At 65.1% G+C, this 16,262-nt stretch carries 13 protein-coding genes and 2 pseudogenes; 6 read left to right on the top strand and 9 right to left on the bottom strand.

The window, feature by feature from the left end; translation table 11 throughout:
• Positions 1-35: 35 nt before the first annotated feature.
• A complete protein-coding gene (locus tag I6F21_RS07610; RefSeq protein WP_225127463.1) occupies positions 36-869 on the bottom strand; it encodes a universal stress protein in 834 nt (277 codons plus the stop codon).
• Positions 870-1,087: 218 nt separating this feature from the next.
• Between I6F21_RS07610 and fixL the strand changes: the two genes are divergently transcribed.
• From fixL to I6F21_RS07630, 4 genes are all read left to right on the top strand, one after another.
• Positions 1,088-2,605, top strand: coding sequence for a sensor protein FixL (gene fixL, locus I6F21_RS07615; protein ID WP_225139638.1), 1,518 nt, complete (start codon positions 1,088-1,090; stop codon positions 2,603-2,605).
• A 3-nt stretch (positions 2,606-2,608) separates the two neighbouring features.
• Positions 2,609-3,226 (top strand): response regulator FixJ, encoded by a 618-nt coding sequence (gene fixJ / locus I6F21_RS07620; protein ID WP_225139639.1) that lies wholly within the window; start codon positions 2,609-2,611, stop codon positions 3,224-3,226.
• 43 nt (positions 3,227-3,269) lie between these two features.
• On the top strand, positions 3,270-3,704 hold the full coding sequence (locus I6F21_RS07625; protein WP_036004393.1) for a response regulator: 435 nt from the start codon (positions 3,270-3,272) through the stop codon (positions 3,702-3,704).
• An 84-nt stretch (positions 3,705-3,788) separates the two neighbouring features.
• Positions 3,789-4,487 (top strand): helix-turn-helix domain-containing protein, encoded by a 699-nt coding sequence (locus I6F21_RS07630; RefSeq protein WP_036004466.1) that lies wholly within the window; start codon positions 3,789-3,791, stop codon positions 4,485-4,487.
• 43 nt (positions 4,488-4,530) lie between these two features.
• On the opposite strand, the gene I6F21_RS07635 is transcribed toward I6F21_RS07630, so the two are convergent.
• From I6F21_RS07635 to I6F21_RS07650, 4 genes are read right to left on the bottom strand one after another with little or no spacing between them, the layout of a single operon-like run.
• On the bottom strand, positions 4,531-5,844 hold the full coding sequence (locus I6F21_RS07635) for an MFS transporter (protein WP_036004390.1): 1,314 nt from the start codon (positions 5,842-5,844) through the stop codon (positions 4,531-4,533).
• A gap of 23 nt (positions 5,845-5,867) precedes the next feature.
• On the bottom strand, positions 5,868-6,389 hold the full coding sequence (locus I6F21_RS07640; RefSeq protein WP_036025949.1) for a PRC-barrel domain-containing protein: 522 nt from the start codon (positions 6,387-6,389) through the stop codon (positions 5,868-5,870).
• Positions 6,390-6,407: 18 nt separating this feature from the next.
• Positions 6,408-8,612 carry an amylo-alpha-1,6-glucosidase gene (locus I6F21_RS07645; protein ID WP_036004384.1) on the bottom strand — a complete coding sequence of 735 codons (2,205 nt, stop codon included), beginning with the start codon at positions 8,610-8,612 and terminating at the stop codon, positions 6,408-6,410.
• A gap of 58 nt (positions 8,613-8,670) precedes the next feature.
• A complete protein-coding gene (locus I6F21_RS07650; RefSeq protein WP_036004382.1) occupies positions 8,671-10,434 on the bottom strand; it encodes an ABC transporter ATP-binding protein in 1,764 nt (587 codons plus the stop codon).
• Between the two features lie 274 nt (positions 10,435-10,708).
• Between I6F21_RS07650 and I6F21_RS07655 the strand changes: the two genes are divergently transcribed.
• Positions 10,709-11,779, top strand: a complete 1,071-nt coding sequence (locus I6F21_RS07655; RefSeq protein WP_036004379.1) for a glycosyltransferase family 4 protein — start codon at positions 10,709-10,711, stop codon at positions 11,777-11,779.
• Positions 11,780-12,020: 241 nt separating this feature from the next.
• Here the strand turns inward: I6F21_RS07655 and I6F21_RS38990 are convergent, their stop codons facing one another.
• The 3 genes and pseudogenes from I6F21_RS38990 to I6F21_RS07670 form a co-directional block, all read right to left on the bottom strand.
• Positions 12,021-13,301, bottom strand: a complete 1,281-nt coding sequence (locus I6F21_RS38990) for a TRAP transporter large permease subunit (protein WP_036004463.1) — start codon at positions 13,299-13,301, stop codon at positions 12,021-12,023.
• Between the two features lie 219 nt (positions 13,302-13,520).
• Positions 13,521-14,078: pseudogene (locus tag I6F21_RS38995) on the bottom strand (TRAP transporter small permease); the annotation flags it as partial.
• A gap of 182 nt (positions 14,079-14,260) precedes the next feature.
• The gene (locus I6F21_RS07670; protein WP_225139640.1) at positions 14,261-15,031 is read right to left on the bottom strand and encodes a methyltransferase domain-containing protein; all 771 of its coding nucleotides are present in this window, start codon (positions 15,029-15,031) and stop codon (positions 14,261-14,263) included.
• 162 nt (positions 15,032-15,193) lie between these two features.
• Between I6F21_RS07670 and I6F21_RS07675 the strand changes: the two are divergent.
• A pseudogene (locus I6F21_RS07675) lies at positions 15,194-15,346 on the top strand (SDR family NAD(P)-dependent oxidoreductase); the annotation flags it as partial.
• Positions 15,347-15,622: 276 nt separating this feature from the next.
• Here I6F21_RS07675 and I6F21_RS07680 read toward each other — a convergent pair.
• Positions 15,623-16,240 (bottom strand): hypothetical protein, encoded by a 618-nt coding sequence (locus I6F21_RS07680; protein ID WP_081494513.1) that lies wholly within the window; start codon positions 16,238-16,240, stop codon positions 15,623-15,625.
• Positions 16,241-16,262: the final 22 nt, after the last annotated feature.

Consider the following 16,262-nt stretch of genomic DNA (forward strand, 5'->3'; position numbering starts at 1 on the left):
GTCCTCCTCGATTCCTCAAACTGGCCGGACGATGGTCAGTGCGACAGCAGCACGCTGCGGACGGTTTGCGTCACCAGATATTGCGTGACGCCTCCTAGGATCAGTTCGCGAAATCTCGAATGACCATAGGCGCCCGCGACGATCAGGCCCGCGCCGGTGTCGCCGGCGACTTTCTCCAACCGCGCAGCAGGGGTTTCGTTTCCTGCGGCCTCGAGGACCCGCGCAGTCGCGGTGATGCCGTGGCGGCCGAGCCAGGCGGCAACGTCGCTGACACCGGCCATCACGGCCGAACGGTCGTCGCCCCGCTCCGGGATTTCCACGATGGTGACGTCCTTCGCCTTGTGCAGCATCGGCAGCGCGCCCGCCACCGCCCGCCGCGCCTCCGGCGTGTCCTTCCACGCCACCAGCACGCTGCGCAGGTCGAGCCAGTTGGCCCGGTCGGGAACGACGAGCAGCGGGCGGCCGGTCTGCATCACCAGGTCCTTGGGACTCGCCAGCGAGAAAGCATCGGAGAAGGCCGGGCTCTGCCCGCCGCTGACGACGATGTCGGCGCAACGCGCCTGCGCCGTGACGAAGCGGGCCGGATAATCCATCGCGCTGCGCCACTCCGCGTGTCCACCGCGATTTTTCACGGCCGCGCGGAATTGCGCTTCGAGCCCGGCCAGCCGCCGCTTGATCGAAGCTTCGCCCTCGTCGATCAGCGCTTGCGCCTCTGCGCCGTCGGTGAAATAGAGCGGCGGGACGAACTGCGCCGCAGCGACCCCGACGATGGCCGCCTCGAATCGTTCGGCGAGCTCGCCTGCGACCTGAAGACGCGCTTCGTTGAGTTGATCGAGCGCCAGGCTGACCATGACGGTGGCGTATGTCATCGGGAAATCTCCAGCATTACAGAATTTTTTGAATCCTAGACCTGCTGCCGCGCAACAGGCTGAGCTAGATCAAATCGAGGTCTCTGGGTGCCCACTCTCCCGGAATGGGGAGTCCGGCAGTGGATTCAACGTCCGCGCTTGCCTCCGGCCGAGCCTTGGGCGACATTGCTGAAGCGGTAACGGCATCCTGCCGGTCCGCCGAGAATAGGAGCAGAACCTTGGCGCCGACCCGCGGGAACCATCCGGCAGACGATGGTCGGGGCGAGCATTTCCGAGTCCGCATCGAGGGATTCGGGGTCGGCACCTGGGACCTCGACCTGCAGACTCGCGAGCTCGACTGGTCGGACACGGCCAGGCGACTGTTCGGCCTGCAGCCGGACCGGGCCGTCAGCTACGATCTCTTTCTTTCCCTGTTGGAGCCGGGCGATCGGGACCACCTCCTGAAGGCGATCGGGCGCACATCGGAAGGTGGCGGGGGCCTCGACTTGTCCTTCAAGGTCAGCGGCGCGTCCGGAAACGGCCAATGGATCCGGGCCAGGGCCGGCGTGATCCGGGACGATGCGGGCATGCCGCGTCATCTCAGCGGGATATTCCTGGACATCAACGAGGAGAAGCAGCTCGAAGAGGCCCTGCGGTCCCAGGAGAATCATCTTCGCTCGATTCTCGAAACGGTGCCCGATGCCATGATCGTCATCGATTCACGCGGCATCATGCAGCTCTTCAGCAGCGCGGCGGAGCGGCTGTTCGGCTACAGCAGGCAGGAAGCCATCGGCCGGAACGTGAGCATTCTCATGCCGGAACCCGATCAGTCGCGTCACGACAGCTATCTCACGCGCTATCTCAGGACCAATGATCCGCACATCATCGGCATCGGCCGGATCGTGACGGGCAAACGCCGCGACGGCACGACCTTCCCGATGCACCTGTCCGTCGGGAAGACGCAACGCGCGGGCGAGCCCCATTTCACCGGCTTCGTGCGCGATCTCACCGAGCACCAGCAGACCCAGGCGCGGCTCCAGGAGCTGCAATCCGAGCTCGTGCACGTGTCGCGGCTGACCGCGATGGGCGAGATGGCTTCCGCGCTCGCCCACGAGCTCAACCAGCCGCTGGCGGCGATCAGCAATTACATGAAGGGATCGCGGCGCCTCCTCGCCGGCAGCACCGATCCCAACATGCCGAAGGTCGAAAGCGCGCTGGACCGCGCGGCGGAACAGGCGTTGCGCGCCGGCCAGATCATCCGCCGCCTGCGCGACTTCGTCTCCCGCGGCGAATCCGAGAAGCGGGTCGAGAGCCTGTCCAAGCTGATCGAGGAAGCCGGCGCGCTCGGGCTCGCCGGCGCGCGCGAGCAGAACGTGCAGCTCCGCTTCAGCCTTGATCCCGACGCCGACCTCGTTCTCGCCGACCGGGTGCAGATTCAGCAGGTGCTGGTCAACCTGTTCCGCAACGCGCTCGAGGCGATGGCGCAGTCGCAGCGGCGCGAGCTCGTCGTCGCCAACACCCGTGTCGCCGACGGCATGATCGAGGTGGAGGTCTCCGACACCGGCATCGGCTTCCGGGAAGACATCATTCCAAACCTGTTCCAGACCTTCTTCACCACCAAGGACACCGGCATGGGCGTGGGACTCTCCATCAGCCGCTCGATCATCGAGGCCCATGGCGGCCGCATGTGGGCCGAGAGCAACGCAGCGGGCGGAGCGACCTTCCGCTTCACCCTGCCGGCAACCGACGAGAGCTGATCCATGACGACCAAGGGAAATGTTTACGTCATCGACGACGACGCGGCGATGCGGGACTCGCTGAACTTCCTGCTGGATTCCGCCGGCTTCGCCGTCACTTTGTTCGACGACGCGCTCGCCTTTCTCGAAGCCCTGCCCCGCCTCGGTTTCGGCTGCATCGTCTCCGACGTGCGCATGCCCGGCCTCGACGGCATCGAGCTCTTGAAGCGGATGAAGGCGCAGCAAAGCCCATTCCCGATCGTGATCATGACCGGTCACGGCGACGTGCCGCTGGCGGTCGAGGCGATGAAGCTCGGGGCGGTCGACTTCCTGGAAAAACCATTCGATGACGACCGTCTCACCGCCATGATCGAGTCGGCGCTCCGCCAGGCCGAGCCCGCCGCCAAGAACGAGGCCGTCGCGCAGGACATCGCTGCCCGCGTCGCGTCCTTGAGCCCGCGGGAACGCCAGGTCATGGAGGGGCTGGTCGCGGGCCTCTCCAACAAGCTGATCGCCCGCGAATACGACATCAGCCCGCGGACCATCGAGGTCTACCGGGCCAACGTCATGACCAAGATGCAGGCGAGCAGCCTTTCGGAACTGGTTCGCCTCGCGATGCGCGCCGGCATGCTCAACGATTGAGGCAGGTCAAGGCGACTTCACGGCGCAGTGCTAGCCAGACAGCATGGTTGAGGTCAGCCCACATCGTGCGCGGCCGTCGTCCTCCCCACAACCCACCGTCTTTGTGGTCGATGATGATGCCGCAGTTCTCGGATCCCTGCGGTTCCTGCTGGAGACCGACGGCTTCGCCGTGCGGACCTTCAGGAGTGGCACGGCGCTGCTCAATCTCGGCGCCGCGCCCGGGCCGGACTGCTACGTCATCGACTACAAGATGCCCGACATCAACGGCATCGATTTGACCGGCCGGCTTCGCAAATCCCACCGCGACGCGCCCGTGATCCTGATCACCGGCTATCCCGACGAGAACATCTCGGCCCGGGCCGCGATGGCGGGCATTAAGGACGTGGTTTTGAAGCCGCTTCTCGACGAAAACCTGGTCAAGTGCATCCGCCACGCCATCCAGGACCGCCCCGGAGCGGGACCTAGGGACTCTACGTAGGTAAACATCCCTAAGATAACGCGCGAAATTTCCGGATTGCGTGTTTCATCGTAGCAGTGCTCCATCACAACGGAGATGGCGCAGATGCTAACCCAGACGCTCAACACCCAGGCGATCAACACCCAAATCGGTGGCAAGATTGCTCCTGCCCACCCCGTTACCGACCAGTTCGGCGCGATCGCGGGCCATGTCGGCCTGGTCGCCACCGAGTTCTCCTACGGCAAGGACGAGGAGATCTATGGCGAGGAGGAGGCGGCCGAATATGTCTATCAGGTCGTGACCGGCGCGGTGCGCAGCTACAAGCTTCTCTCCGACGGCCGCCGCCAGATCGGCGCCTTCCATCTTCCCGGCGACGTGTTCGGCCTCGAATCCGGTCCCACTCACCGCCTCGCCGCTGAAGCCATCATCGACACCACAGTCCGCCTCGTGAAGCGCGCCAGCCTGGAAAAGGCCGCCGGCACCGACGTGCAGGTCGCCCGCAAGCTCTGGGCCATGACCGCCGGCGAGTTGCGCCATGCCGAGGACCACATGCTGCTGCTGGGCCGTAAGACTGCGATGGAGCGTGTTGCGACCTTCCTGCTCGAAATGGACCGCCGCCTCGCCGTCGCCGGCATGATGGCACTGCCGATGTGCCGCCGCGACATCGGCGACTATCTCGGCCTCACCTTGGAGACCGTGTCGCGCGCGCTGTCGCAGCTTCACGCTCAGGGCATTCTCGGTTTCTCCGGTGCCCGCCAGATCGTGCTGCGCAACCGCCAGCGTCTGCACAATCTCGACGCCTGATCCTCAATCTTCCTCCCCACCCACTTCGGCCGGCTGAATTCGTTCAGCCGGCCATTTCTTTGGTGGCTGTCAGACCCGTGCGCCGCGTCTCCGGCATCACAAAGAAGATCAGTAGGAGCCCCGCTGCGGCAACGCCGGACAGCCCGATGAATGCGGTGGCATTGCCGAACTTGTCGCTGACATAGCCGCCAAGCACCGTGCTCAGCGACGCGCCGATGCCCGTTGCGGTGCCGACGATCCCCTGCGCCAGGTTGAAATGCCCGCTGCCGAACGCGACGTCGGCGACGATCAGCGGGATCATCACCGCGAAGACCGCCGCGGTGATGCCGTCGAACACCTGCACCAGCACCAACAGATACGGATCGCGCACGGTCGCAAACAACAGGCCGCGAATCGCCAGAGCACCGAATCCGATCAGCAGCAGCGGGCGCCGGCCCCACGCTTGCGCCTTGCGCCCGACCGTCGGCGACAGCAGCGCCACGATCGCTTGCGGAACGACGATGCAAAAGGCGACGAGCACGGTCGCCCATTGGCTCGATCGCGCCGTCACCGCGCTCGCCATCAGCGGCATCATCGCGGCGTTCGCGAGCTGCAGCAGCAGCACGCTGAGCGCGAACACGATGAGCGGGCGCTGCCGGATCAGGTGCCAGATATTGGGATCGCCGCGGTCGGCGGCTTCAGGCGGCAGCTCGCCGTGACAGCGCCTGATGTCGACCTCGTTCTCGCGGATGCGCGACAGAGCGATCAGGGTTGGAATCACGAGCAGGAAGGTGACCAGGAAGACCGAGCGGCTCGATAACAGGTAGCCCGCGGTGCCCATCACCGCCGCCGCGACGCCGTTGCCGAGCGAGGCGAAGCGCGCGTTGCGCCCGAGCCGCTCGCCGATCGCAAGCGGGCCGACGAGGCCGAGGCTGATCGCGGCGATCGCCGGCCCGAGCACGCAGCTCGCCATCGCATGCAGCGTGGCGGCGGTCACCACGACGGCGAAGATCGGCATCGCCGCATAGGCCAGCGCGCAGGCGCCGATGGTCGCGATCGCGAGGGCAGCGACGAGGCGCTCCGATTTCGCGGCATCGATGATCGCGCCGCCCGGCATCTGGCCGATCAGGGCGACGATGCCGCCGATCGACAGCACGAACCCGATCTCGACCTGGGTCCATTTCTGCGTCGTCAGATAGACCGCGATGAAGGGACCGAATCCGGTCTGCACGTCGGCGAGGAAGAAGATGAACCAGTCGAGACCGCGCAGGCTCTGGCGCGACGGCGCCGGAATGCCCGCAGCCGCCGGCTCCGCGACGTTGTCCTGCTCGACGACGCCGCCGCGATCTGCATGATTCGGCTTCCTCGACAACAGCACGGGCGGTCAGCCCTCCCTGCACCTCACTGAATCGCTTGCAGCGGCTGAAGGCTGCCGGACGCGCCGAGCACGACGATCGGCGTGTCCTCCTTGTATTCCGGTGCGGCCGCGACCTGCGCCTTGGTCAATTCCAGCGTGATGCTGTCCTTCTTGTTGGCGATCTTGCCGAAGCGCAGCGCGTTCCAGTCGACGACGATCTTGCGGCTGCCGACGCCGAGGAAGCCGCCGAAATCGATCGCCGCAGCGCGGACATGGCCGGTGCGATCGACGATGACGTCGACGATGCGACCCATGTCCTCGCCGGCGGCGCTGCGAACGTCGCGGCCGAGAACGCCGTGGGCCTCGCTCGCGCCGATGATGGTCACCGATGGCGGCGGCGCGGCGTCCTTGGGCGTGACGGGCACCGTGGAAGCCGGCGGTTGCACATTTGCCGGTGCCTTTGCCTCGCTCGGGGATGCAGGCGGCTCCTCGGCCGCGCGCGATTCGGCGACCGTCAAGCCCGCGACGATCGCCACGCCCAAGACCAACCTTCCGATCGCACGCATGACCTCCTCCTCGCGCCTCTAGCGCGCCAGCACGATCGAGACCTGGATCTGACCGCGCGTGCGCAACACTTCCAGCGCCACGTCGTCGCCGTGACGGCTGACGCGAAGATCGACGCTGGATTCGCCAAGGCGCAGATCGCGCAGGATCACCTCGTTGAGGAACGCCGGCAGATGCGGGTTGCGCAGGCGAATCTCGCCGCGCGCGACGTCGAACTCGAGGCCGAGCGCCGCCTCCAGCAACGTGAACGGCGTCGCGCTGGCCCAGGCCTGCGGCGCGCAGGCGACCGGGTACAGCGTCGGCCCGCGCCGCTTCTCGCGCCGGAAGCCGCAGAACAATTCGGGCAGCCGGCGCAAATCCATGTAGGTCGCGGCGTCGAACAGCCCCTTAAAGACATGCGCCACCGAATGCTTGAGGCCGTAGCGCGCCAGCCCCAGCGCGATCAGCGCGTTGTCGTGCGGCCAGATCGATCCGTCATGGTAGGACATCGGGTTGTAGCGCACCTCGCCTTGCGCGACGGTGCGGATGCCCCAGCCCGAGAAGAAATGCGGCCGCATCAGATCGGCAGCGACGAGACGCGCGCGGTCCTCGCGGACCATGCCGCTGAACAGGATCTGCCCGGCATTCGAGGTCCTGACCTTGCAGGGCCGCTTCTTGCCGTCGAGCGCGAGCGCATAGGTGCCGAGCTCCTCGCACCAGAACGCCTGCTCGAAGCGCTCGGCGAGCGCCCTGGCTTCGGCCTCGAGCTTGCGCACGCGGTCCGGCTTGCCGAGCCGCAGCGCGCAACGCGCCGCGAGCTGCTTGGCGGCGAAGACGTAGCCCTGGACCTCCGCGAGCGCGATATTGCCCTCGGCAAGCCGGCCGTCGGCATGGAAGATCGCGTCATAGGAATCCTTCCAGCCCTGGTTCGCCAGCCCTTTCTCGGTCGCGCGCTGGTATTCGACGAAACCGTCTTGGTCGGGATCACCAGGGCCGTCGATCCAGGCCAGCCCCGCCTCGATCGCCGGCCACAGCTCGATCAACGTGGCCTCGTCGCCGGTGCGCTCGAAATAGCTGCCTGCGAGCAGCACGAACAGCGCGGTCGAATCGACGCTGCCGTAGTAATGCGCGAACGGGACTTCCCCGAGCGCCGCCATCTCGCCGCCGCGCATCTCGTGCAGGATCTTGCCGGGCGCGGCGTCCGCGAGCGGATCGACCGCCGCGGCCTGGAAATGCGCGAGCCGGCGCAGGACGCCCTTGGCAATGCGCGGATCGACCCAGAGCATCTGCAGCGCGGTGATGAGGCCGTCGCGCCCGAACGTCGTCGAGTACCAGGGAATGCCGGCATAGGGATAGCGTCCCTGCGGCGTCTCGGTCATCAGCATGTTGAGGTCGGCCATGGCCTGGCACAGCACCTCGTTGAAGATGTTGTTGGAGGTCTCGATGCTGGCCGCGCCCATGGTCGACTGCCGCATCTCGCGGCGGTGCGCCAGCAGACCCGGGAAGAACCGCACCGGCTTCTCCGTCAGCGGCCGGTTGCAGGACACGGCCACGAACAGCGATTTGGCCTGGTGCGGCTCCAGGTCGAGCTCCCAGGTCGCAGCGTTGACCGAGAGCCGCGTCGGACGCGGATCGAAATGCAGGCCGGTGGTCCGCTCGGCGTCGTCAAGGCCGCGATACTCGAACAGGACGTCGGTCGGCCCGAGCAGCCGGCCGGTTCCGACGCCGCGGCGCGGCCGCCGCTCGCCGCGAACCTCGAACAGATCGGCGAAGTCGTTGCCGAACAGCAGCGTCAGCTCGAAGCTGGTGCGCCGGTCGCCATGGTTCTGCACGCCGATGCGCTGGTAGGCGGTGCCGCGCCACAGGAAGATGGTGCGCACGACGTGCAGCAGGTCCTTTTGCAGAACGAGGTTGCCCTGCCGGTAGATGTCCGGATTGGTGAGATCGACGGTCAACGCCGAATTGTCGTCGCGCAGATTCGAGCCGAGCAGCAGCGGCTGGAGATCGTCGAGCACGAGCTCCAGCCGCGCAAGATAGCGCGTGTCGTGATGGAACAGCCCGTCCGGCCCGCCAGCGGACGCGCCGATGTCGCCGTGGCTGTCGAGCACGATGAAGGTGTCGTCGTGCTTGAGCGAACGCCGCGGCCGGGCCGAGGGCCCGGTCATCGGAATGTAGAAGGGCTGTTCCGCGACCTGTTCCGGGGTCCGCGTCACGGAGACGAACTGGGTTACGGCTTCTGCCGACATGAGCTGCTCCCCTGCGCTTGATTCGAAACGCGACCGACTCGAGAACGCGACTGTTGGTTTACGCGGCGGCTTGCGCGAGCCGGCTCATTTCCTGCGTGACCAGCTCACGATACGGCCCGTGACCCTGCATCAGGCGCTCGGGCGAGCCGTCCTCGATGATCTTACCATTCCTCAACACCACGACACGATCGAAATTGCGCAGCGTCGCAAGGCGATGGGCGATCGCGATCACGGTGCGGCCGCGCATCAGGCGCGACAGCGCCTCGCGGATCGCCTCCTCGGATTCGCTGTCGAGCGCGGCGGTCGCCTCGTCCAGCAGCAGGATCGGCGCGTCCTTCAGGAAGGCGCGCGCGATCGCGATGCGCTGGCGCTGGCCGCCCGACATCTTGACGCCGCGGTCGCCGACCATGGTGTCGAGGCCCTCGGGCAGGCTCTCGACGAAGTCGCAGCGCGCTGCGATCGCCGCGCGCAGCACCTCGTCGTCGGTCGCGTTCGGCCGGCCATAGCGGATGTTCTCGCGAATGGAGCGATGAAACAAGGAAATGTCCTGCGGCACGACGGAAATCGCCTCGCGCAGGCTCAGCTGCGTCACCTTCGAGATGTCCTGGCCGTCAATGGTGATATTGCCCTCGTCGACGTCGTAGAAGCGCTGCAGCAGCGTGAACAGCGTCGACTTGCCGCCGCCGGACTGGCCGACCAGTCCGACGCGCTGGCCGGGCTGGAGGCGCAGGCTGAAGCGCTCGAAGATCTTGTCGCTGCCGGGATAGCCGAAGGTGACGTTGTTGTACGCGATGGCCGCGCCGCTTTTGACCAGGGGCTCGGCCTCGGGATGATCGCGGAGCTCGTGCGGCACCAGCAGCGTGGCGATCGCCTCTGTCAGACGCGCGACGTGCTGGGTGACGTCGACCAGCGCCACCGCGAGATCGCGCGTCGCGCTCAGGATCGAGATGCCGAGCGTACAGACCAGCACGACGTCGCCGGTCGTCGCTTGGCCCTTCTGCCAGAGCGAGATCGCCCAGGCCATCAGCGCAATGGTCAGAAGCACGGTGATGACGGCATGCAACAGCCGCAGCTTCTCCAGATAACGCAGGCTGCGGCTGCGCGCGGTCAGCTCCTGGTTCACGGTCGCGTCGAACCGCTCATGCTCGTGGCTGATGCCGCAGAAGGCGCGCACCAGCGGCATGTTGCTGATGACGTCGATCATCTCGCCGTCGACCAATGCGGCCTTGTCGGCGAAATCGTCATGCAGCGGCTTGCCGGCCGCGGCCAGACGAAACATCGCAACCACCATGCCGCCCGCGATCGCGATCAGGCCGAGCGCCATGTAGGGACTGACGGTTCCAATCAGGATGATTGCCGCAATTGTGGCAATGCACGGCGGCAACACATTCCAGACGAACATGTTCTCGACGGTGAACACCGCGTTCGAGGTCGCGGTGATGCGGCTCGTCAGCATGCCGGGCATCCGGTCCGAGAAGTAGCTCGGGGCGTGCCCGGTCAGATGACGAAATATGTCACGCCGTAAATCGCCCGTGACCCGGACGAAGGTGAAGCTCGCCGTCCAGCTTGCGATCCGCCACAGGAAGTTGTCGGCGGCAATCAGTGACATGAGCAGAATGAATGCCAGCCATACGCCACCGCCATACGAGGGACCGGCCGACAAGGCGTCGACCAGAGCTTTGACGCCATACTGGGTGCCTACGGAGCAGGCAACGGCCCCCACGACCGCGGTCAGGATCACCAAATGCGACGCGAGACGACGCCGGAGATAGCGCAGGACAAAGGCAAATGGCCTACGCGCGTACCCAGAAAGCTGATCCATATGGCTGTCGCCCCGTTATGCTGATTTTTCGTTTCGTTACTGGTCGAGTGAACATCGACCGCTTCGCCTCGGTTCCCGGGCAATCCCATCACGACATGCGGATGCGGACGATGTGCGAAGATGTAGTGGCAGCATCGCGACGCTCCGCCGACGTGTCGAATATGTAACGTTCGGGGGAAGGAACTTCGCAGGTGCGGGAACGTTCCCTCGTCTGGCATTGCCGGTGCCGTTAAGGCGGGGGTTTCAACTTCATGATCGCAGAGGAGATGGTGAGATGCGCATCGCGCAGGTAGCTCCGTTGACGGAGGCTGTTCCACCCAAGCTGTATGGCGGCACCGAGCGGGTGGTGCATTGGTTGACGGAAGAGCTGGTGGCCCTGGGCCATGACGTGACGCTTTTCGCCAGCGGCGACTCGCGGACATCGGCCAAGCTCGATGCATTATGGCCGCGGGCGCTTCGGCTCGACGGTTCCGTGCGCGATCCCAACGCGCTGCACATGGTGCTACTGGAGCGGGTGCGGCAAAAATGTGACGACGAGGAGTTCGATTTCCTCCACTTCCATCTCGACTATTATCCCTGGTCGTTGTTCCACCGCCAGCCGACCCCGTTCGTGACGACGTTGCACGGCCGGCTCGATCTTCCCGAGCATCAGCCGGTCTTCAACACGTTCACCAAGATGCCGGTCATCTCGATCTCCAATGCGCAGCGGCGGCCGGTGCCGCAGGCGAACTGGGTGACGACGATCCACCACGGCCTGCCGGAGAAGCTGCTGACGCCGAAGCCGGCGAAACAGGAATACCTCGCCGTGCTCGGCCGCATCGCGCCCGAGAAGGGCGTCGATCGCGCCATCAAGATCGCGACCCATTGCGGCATTCCGCTCAAGATCGCGGCCAAGGTCGACCGTGCCGACCAGGATTATTACGACGAGCTGATCCGGCCGATGATCGAGAACAATCCGTTGGTCGATTTCATCGGCGAGATCAGCGATCACGAGAAATCGGATTTCCTCAGCGGCGCGCTCGGCCTCTTGCTGCCGATCGACTGGCCGGAGCCGTTCGGCCTCGTCATGATCGAGGCCATGGCGTGCGGAACGCCGGTCGTCGCCTTCAACCGCGGCTCGGTGCCGGAGATCATCGACGAGGGCCTCACCGGCTTCATCGTCGAGGACGTCATCAGCGCCGCGGGCGTGGTGAACCGGCTTCCGCAACTCGACCGCGCCGCGATCCGCAAGCAGTTCGAAACGCGCTTCACCGCGCGGCGCATGGCCCTGGACTACCTCGCCGCATATCGCAGCCTGACCGAGGCGCAGGCACCGCGGATCAAGCTGGTGAGCAGCGCGGAGTAGGAAGGCAACTTAGGCGCAAACCTCATGGCCGGGCCAGTACCGGCCATGATTTGCGTAAGCGCCCGGCCCTATCAATTCGTCATTGCGAGCGCAGCGAAGCAATCCAGGATCTTTCCGCGGAGGGACTCTGGATTGCTTCGCTGCGCTCGCAATGACGGAGGACTTGGCGACGGCCTCCTACCCGACCCTCACCCGCTTCGGCTCGGCGATCTCGAACATCCTTCCTACGCCGCTCACCCCGCTACATCCCCAATAGCCGCGGCAGCCACAGCGACAGGCCCGGCCAATAGGTCACCACCACGAGGAAGCCCAGCATCGTCAGCAGCCACGGCCACACTGCGACCGTGAGCTCGGTGATCCCCATCTTGGCGATGCCCGAGGCGACGTAGAGATTGAGGCCGACCGGCGGATGGCACAGGCCGACCTCCATGTTGACCGTCATCAGGATGCCGAAATGGATCGGGTCGATGCCGAGCTTGACCGCGACCGGAAACAGGATCGGGGCCATGATCAGGATGATCGAGGACGGCTCCATCACGTTGCCTGCGAGCAGCAGCAGGATGTTGACGAGCAGCAGGAAACCGATCCAGCCCAGGCCCTGGTCGATCATCCATTGCGCCAGCGCCTGCGGCACGTTCTCGTAGGTCATCAGGAACGAGAACAGCACGGCATTGGTGATGATGTAGAGCAGCATCGCCGAAAGGTTGGCCGACGACAGCAGCACGCGCGGCACGTCGCGCAGCTTCAGGTCCTTGTAGATGAACACCGCGACGATGAAGGCGTAGACCGCGCTGACGGCGGCAGCTTCAGTCGGCGTGAACAGGCCGCTGTAGATGCCGCCGATCACGATCACGATCAGGAGGATGCCCCAGATCGACTTGCGGAACGCATCGAGACGCTCCATGAAGGTCGCCTTCGGCATCCGCGGATAGTCGTTGCGCCAGGCGCGATAGAACGTCGTCATGCCGAGCAGCGTGGCGAGCGCAAGCCCCGGCACGATGCCGGCGATGAAGAGCTTGCCCACCGAGCTGTTGGTGGAGACGGCGTAGAGCACCATCGGGATCGATGGCGGAATCAGAATGCCGAGCGAGCCCGACGTCGTGATCACGCCGGCGCCGAACCGCTTCGGAAAGCCTTGCGCGACCATCGCGGGCAGGATCACTGAGCCGATCGCCACCACGGTCGCCGGCGAGGAGCCGGAGATCGCGGCGAACAGCGCGCAGGCGACCACGCCCGACAGCGCGAGCCCGCCATACCAATGGCCGACCAGCGAGGTTGCGAAGGTGATCATCCGCCGCGCCACACCGCCATGGGTCAGGAAGTTGCCGGCGAGGATAAAGAACGGGATCGCCATGATCTCGAAATTCTCGATGCCGGTGAACAGCTTCAGCGCCACCGATTCGGTTCGCACGTCGGTCAGCGTGAACATGAAGCTGAGCACGGTCAGACCCAGCGCAATCGAGATCGGCATGCCGGTCAGCATCAGCGAGATCAGCAGCGCGAACACGATGAAGACGCGCAGGCCCTGCGGCAAGGTGATGACATGGGCCGCATGCGCGAAGCACAGCGCGACGATCAGGACCGGCAGCAGCATCAGGATCCAGCCGAGCGGGCTGCGCTCGTCCCGGACCACCTGGGTGGGCGTGACCGGCGCAGGATGCACCGGATCCGCCTCGACGCCCTCGACGCCCGCCATATCATGATGCGGCAGCTCGCCGGTGCGGTAGAACGACCAGGCGACCTGCAGGAAGCGGAAGCACATCAGGCCGGAGCCGATCGGAATGGTGAGATACACCACCCACATCGGCGCCTCGAGGTCGTTGGACTGTTGGCCGCTGTGCCACATGTGGCTGACGAAGGCGGCTCCGAAATAGCCCACGATGGCCGTGAACAGCGCGCCGCACAGGAGGCCGAAGGTGATGATGCGGCGGCGCGAGCCGCCCGGCAGGATGTTGACCAGCACGTCGACGCCGACATGGATGCCGGTCCGCACGCCGTAGGCGGCGCCGAACTTCGCCATCCAGATGAACATGTAGATGCAGAGCTCCTGCGCCCATGACAAATCGAGGGCGGCAAGCCAGGCGAACGTCGCGCGCGCGGGCACGGCGAGGACGGTGAGGTTGCGGGCTTCCGCCCATTTGGCGAGGTCGATCGACAGCCCGGCGCCGTAACGGTGCACCACCGCGACGAAGATGAGCGACGTCGCAGCCGCGATCATCGTCGCGATCAGCCATTCCTCGAGATGATCGAGAAAACGATTCAGCACACGCAGCAACTTGGTCCCCCCGGATTGGATCATTCAAGCGCAACGGCCGGGAGCGCAATTGCCCCCGACCGTTGGTATTGTTGTTATTGGGCCGCAGCCGTCGGTAACAACGAGAGCTAAGCGCTGCCAAGCTAACGTGATGACCGCCGGATGCGCAAGCCGGCATCCGCGCGTGTCCAAGGCAACGCGTGCTATGCCGCGTTGCGGCAGCGCCATCAGCCTTTCCGTTGCGCGACCATGAAGAGGCGCCGGAACGGGAACAGCGTCTGCCCCGCCGCATTCTTCGGATAGGCGCTCGCGACGCGCATCCCGTAGGCGGCTTCGAATGCGGCCTTCTCCTCGCCTTGGAGCACGTCGAGATAGCGCGTCAGCCAGGTGCCCTTGGTCCATTCCTTCACGGGATTGTCGCCTTCGAGCACCTGCAGGTATTCGGTCTCCCAGATGTCGATGTTGGCCGACATCGGCGCGAGCAGATCGTGATAGAAGGCCGGCCCTTCCACCGGCGGCCGGGTGACGAGATGCTCCACCTTGGACCGCCATGGGCCGTCGAGCGCAGTCTCGCCGATCAGCACATGCGAAGGCGCGAGGAAATTGCGCGGCATCTGCACCGCGAGCATGCCCCCGGGCGTCACCTTCTCCATCAGCGAGGGAAACAGTGCCGCATGATTGGGCAGCCAATGCAGTGCGGCATTGGAATAGATCAAGTCGTACTGCCCAGCGGGATTCCAATGGCCGAGATCCTCATGTGACCATTCCACGTCAGGCGCGGCCTTGCGTCCTGCCGCGACCATCTCCGTCGAGCCCTCGACACCGGTCACGCGTGCCTCCGGCCAGCGCTCCCTGATCAATTTGGTGACGTTGCCGGCGCCGGCGCCGAGATCGGCGATCGCGCGCGGGGCAAAATCGGGAATCCGCATCAACAGGTCGACGGCGGGCCGGAGCCGATGGCCGGAGAACTTCAGATATTGCTGCGGATCCCAGACCATCCTTCGACGCCTTTGTTCTTCGTATTTCCCTCGCCAAGGCTCTTGTCCTTCGGCAAGCCTCTTGGTTACCACTGCTCGTCCCGGTCGGGCAATTCGCAAGCCCGCGGGACAGAGCGGCAAACGAACAACAAAAAGCAGGCAGGACCAAGGGAGCGTGCGACCATGGACCTCGGGCTCAAATCGAAAACCGCTGTCATCACCGGCGCGAGCATCGGCATCGGCCGCGCCATCGCCAGGGGCCTCGCCGCCGAAGGCGTGCGCGTCATCGGCGTGGCGCGCCGTACCGATCTCCTCGCCGAGCTGGTGAAGGAGATTGCTACAAGGCAAGTGCACTCCCTCTCCCGCTTGCGGGAGAGGGCTGGGGAATGTTTCCGCAATGGGATAGCCCCGAGAGGAGAAAGCCCTGACCCGCGCCGGAGCCTGTCGTCGGGCGCGCCGTGGGCGCGAGCCGGTGGCGTGACCTCTCCCGCATCCGCCTTAAGGCTTCGGCTGACAAGAGCGGGAGAGGTTGCACCGAGCCCGTGGCAATCGATTCAACCTAAAGCCATTCCGCTCTAACTGCGCATCCGACAGCCTCATTGTCGCCGGACCTCACGGTTTGACGTAGCTCCAGCCCTGTTCCTGCAGCTCCATGACGCGGACGACACCCGATTTGACCACCGTCGCCTGCGGAATCAGATTGATGTCCTTGTTCTCCGCCTTCCGCATATTTTCCTGGGTGTTGCCGCAGGCTTTGAAGGAGATTTCGGGATTGCTCATCGCGAGCACCTCGATGCGTGGCTTTACCGGCGAGGTATCATCGCGCAGCATATGAAGACCGGGACCAAAGGTGACAATCTCGATTGAGACTGGTTCACCGAGATCGCGGTAATATTGCGCGACATTGGTGGCATTGTTGAGCGTGAGGTTCATCATCGCAGGTTCGTTGGAATTGACCTGCAATATCAGCTGGTGCGGCTTTTTGACGATCTCGGGTTTTGTCGCCTGAGCCATCGCCGCCCGTGTCGCAGCGGTTTGCTTGCTCGTGTGAGTCTGCCCCGGCTTGCTCACGTGCATCCGTCTAGTCGGTTGCTTCGGATCGCGTGCTTGATTCTTCTCGCTCATCTGCGGGATCAACTGGTTGTCCTGTTGCGCCTGCGCGCTTGGTTCGACCAGAAGCACCATCGCCAGGCCGCCGATGATTGCTATCGTCAACTTCGGATTGATCATCTCGTGTCTCCCGTTCCTTGAC

Origin of the sequence: Bradyrhizobium sp. NBAIM03 (genome assembly GCF_020194055.1) — a bacterium.
Classification (GTDB): domain Bacteria; phylum Pseudomonadota; class Alphaproteobacteria; order Rhizobiales; family Xanthobacteraceae; genus Bradyrhizobium; species Bradyrhizobium yuanmingense.

Bases quoted from the DNA above. Each gene is read 5' to 3' on its own strand.
- I6F21_RS07610 (WP_225127463.1), bottom strand. From the start codon at position 869: ATGACATACGCCACCGTCATGGTCAGCCTGGCGCTCGATCAACTCAAC.
- fixJ (WP_225139639.1), top strand. From the start codon at position 2,609: ATGACGACCAAGGGAAATGTTTACGTCATCGACGACGACGCGGCGATG.
- I6F21_RS07625 (WP_036004393.1), top strand. From the start codon at position 3,270: ATGGTTGAGGTCAGCCCACATCGTGCGCGGCCGTCGTCCTCCCCACAA.
- I6F21_RS07630 (WP_036004466.1), top strand. From the start codon at position 3,789: ATGCTAACCCAGACGCTCAACACCCAGGCGATCAACACCCAAATCGGT.
- I6F21_RS07640 (WP_036025949.1), bottom strand. From the start codon at position 6,389: ATGCGTGCGATCGGAAGGTTGGTCTTGGGCGTGGCGATCGTCGCGGGC.
- I6F21_RS07645 (WP_036004384.1), bottom strand. From the start codon at position 8,612: ATGTCGGCAGAAGCCGTAACCCAGTTCGTCTCCGTGACGCGGACCCCG.
- I6F21_RS07650 (WP_036004382.1), bottom strand. From the start codon at position 10,434: ATGGATCAGCTTTCTGGGTACGCGCGTAGGCCATTTGCCTTTGTCCTG.
- I6F21_RS07655 (WP_036004379.1), top strand. From the start codon at position 10,709: ATGCGCATCGCGCAGGTAGCTCCGTTGACGGAGGCTGTTCCACCCAAG.
- I6F21_RS07670 (WP_225139640.1), bottom strand. From the start codon at position 15,031: ATGGTCTGGGATCCGCAGCAATATCTGAAGTTCTCCGGCCATCGGCTC.
- I6F21_RS07680 (WP_081494513.1), bottom strand. From the start codon at position 16,240: ATGATCAATCCGAAGTTGACGATAGCAATCATCGGCGGCCTGGCGATG.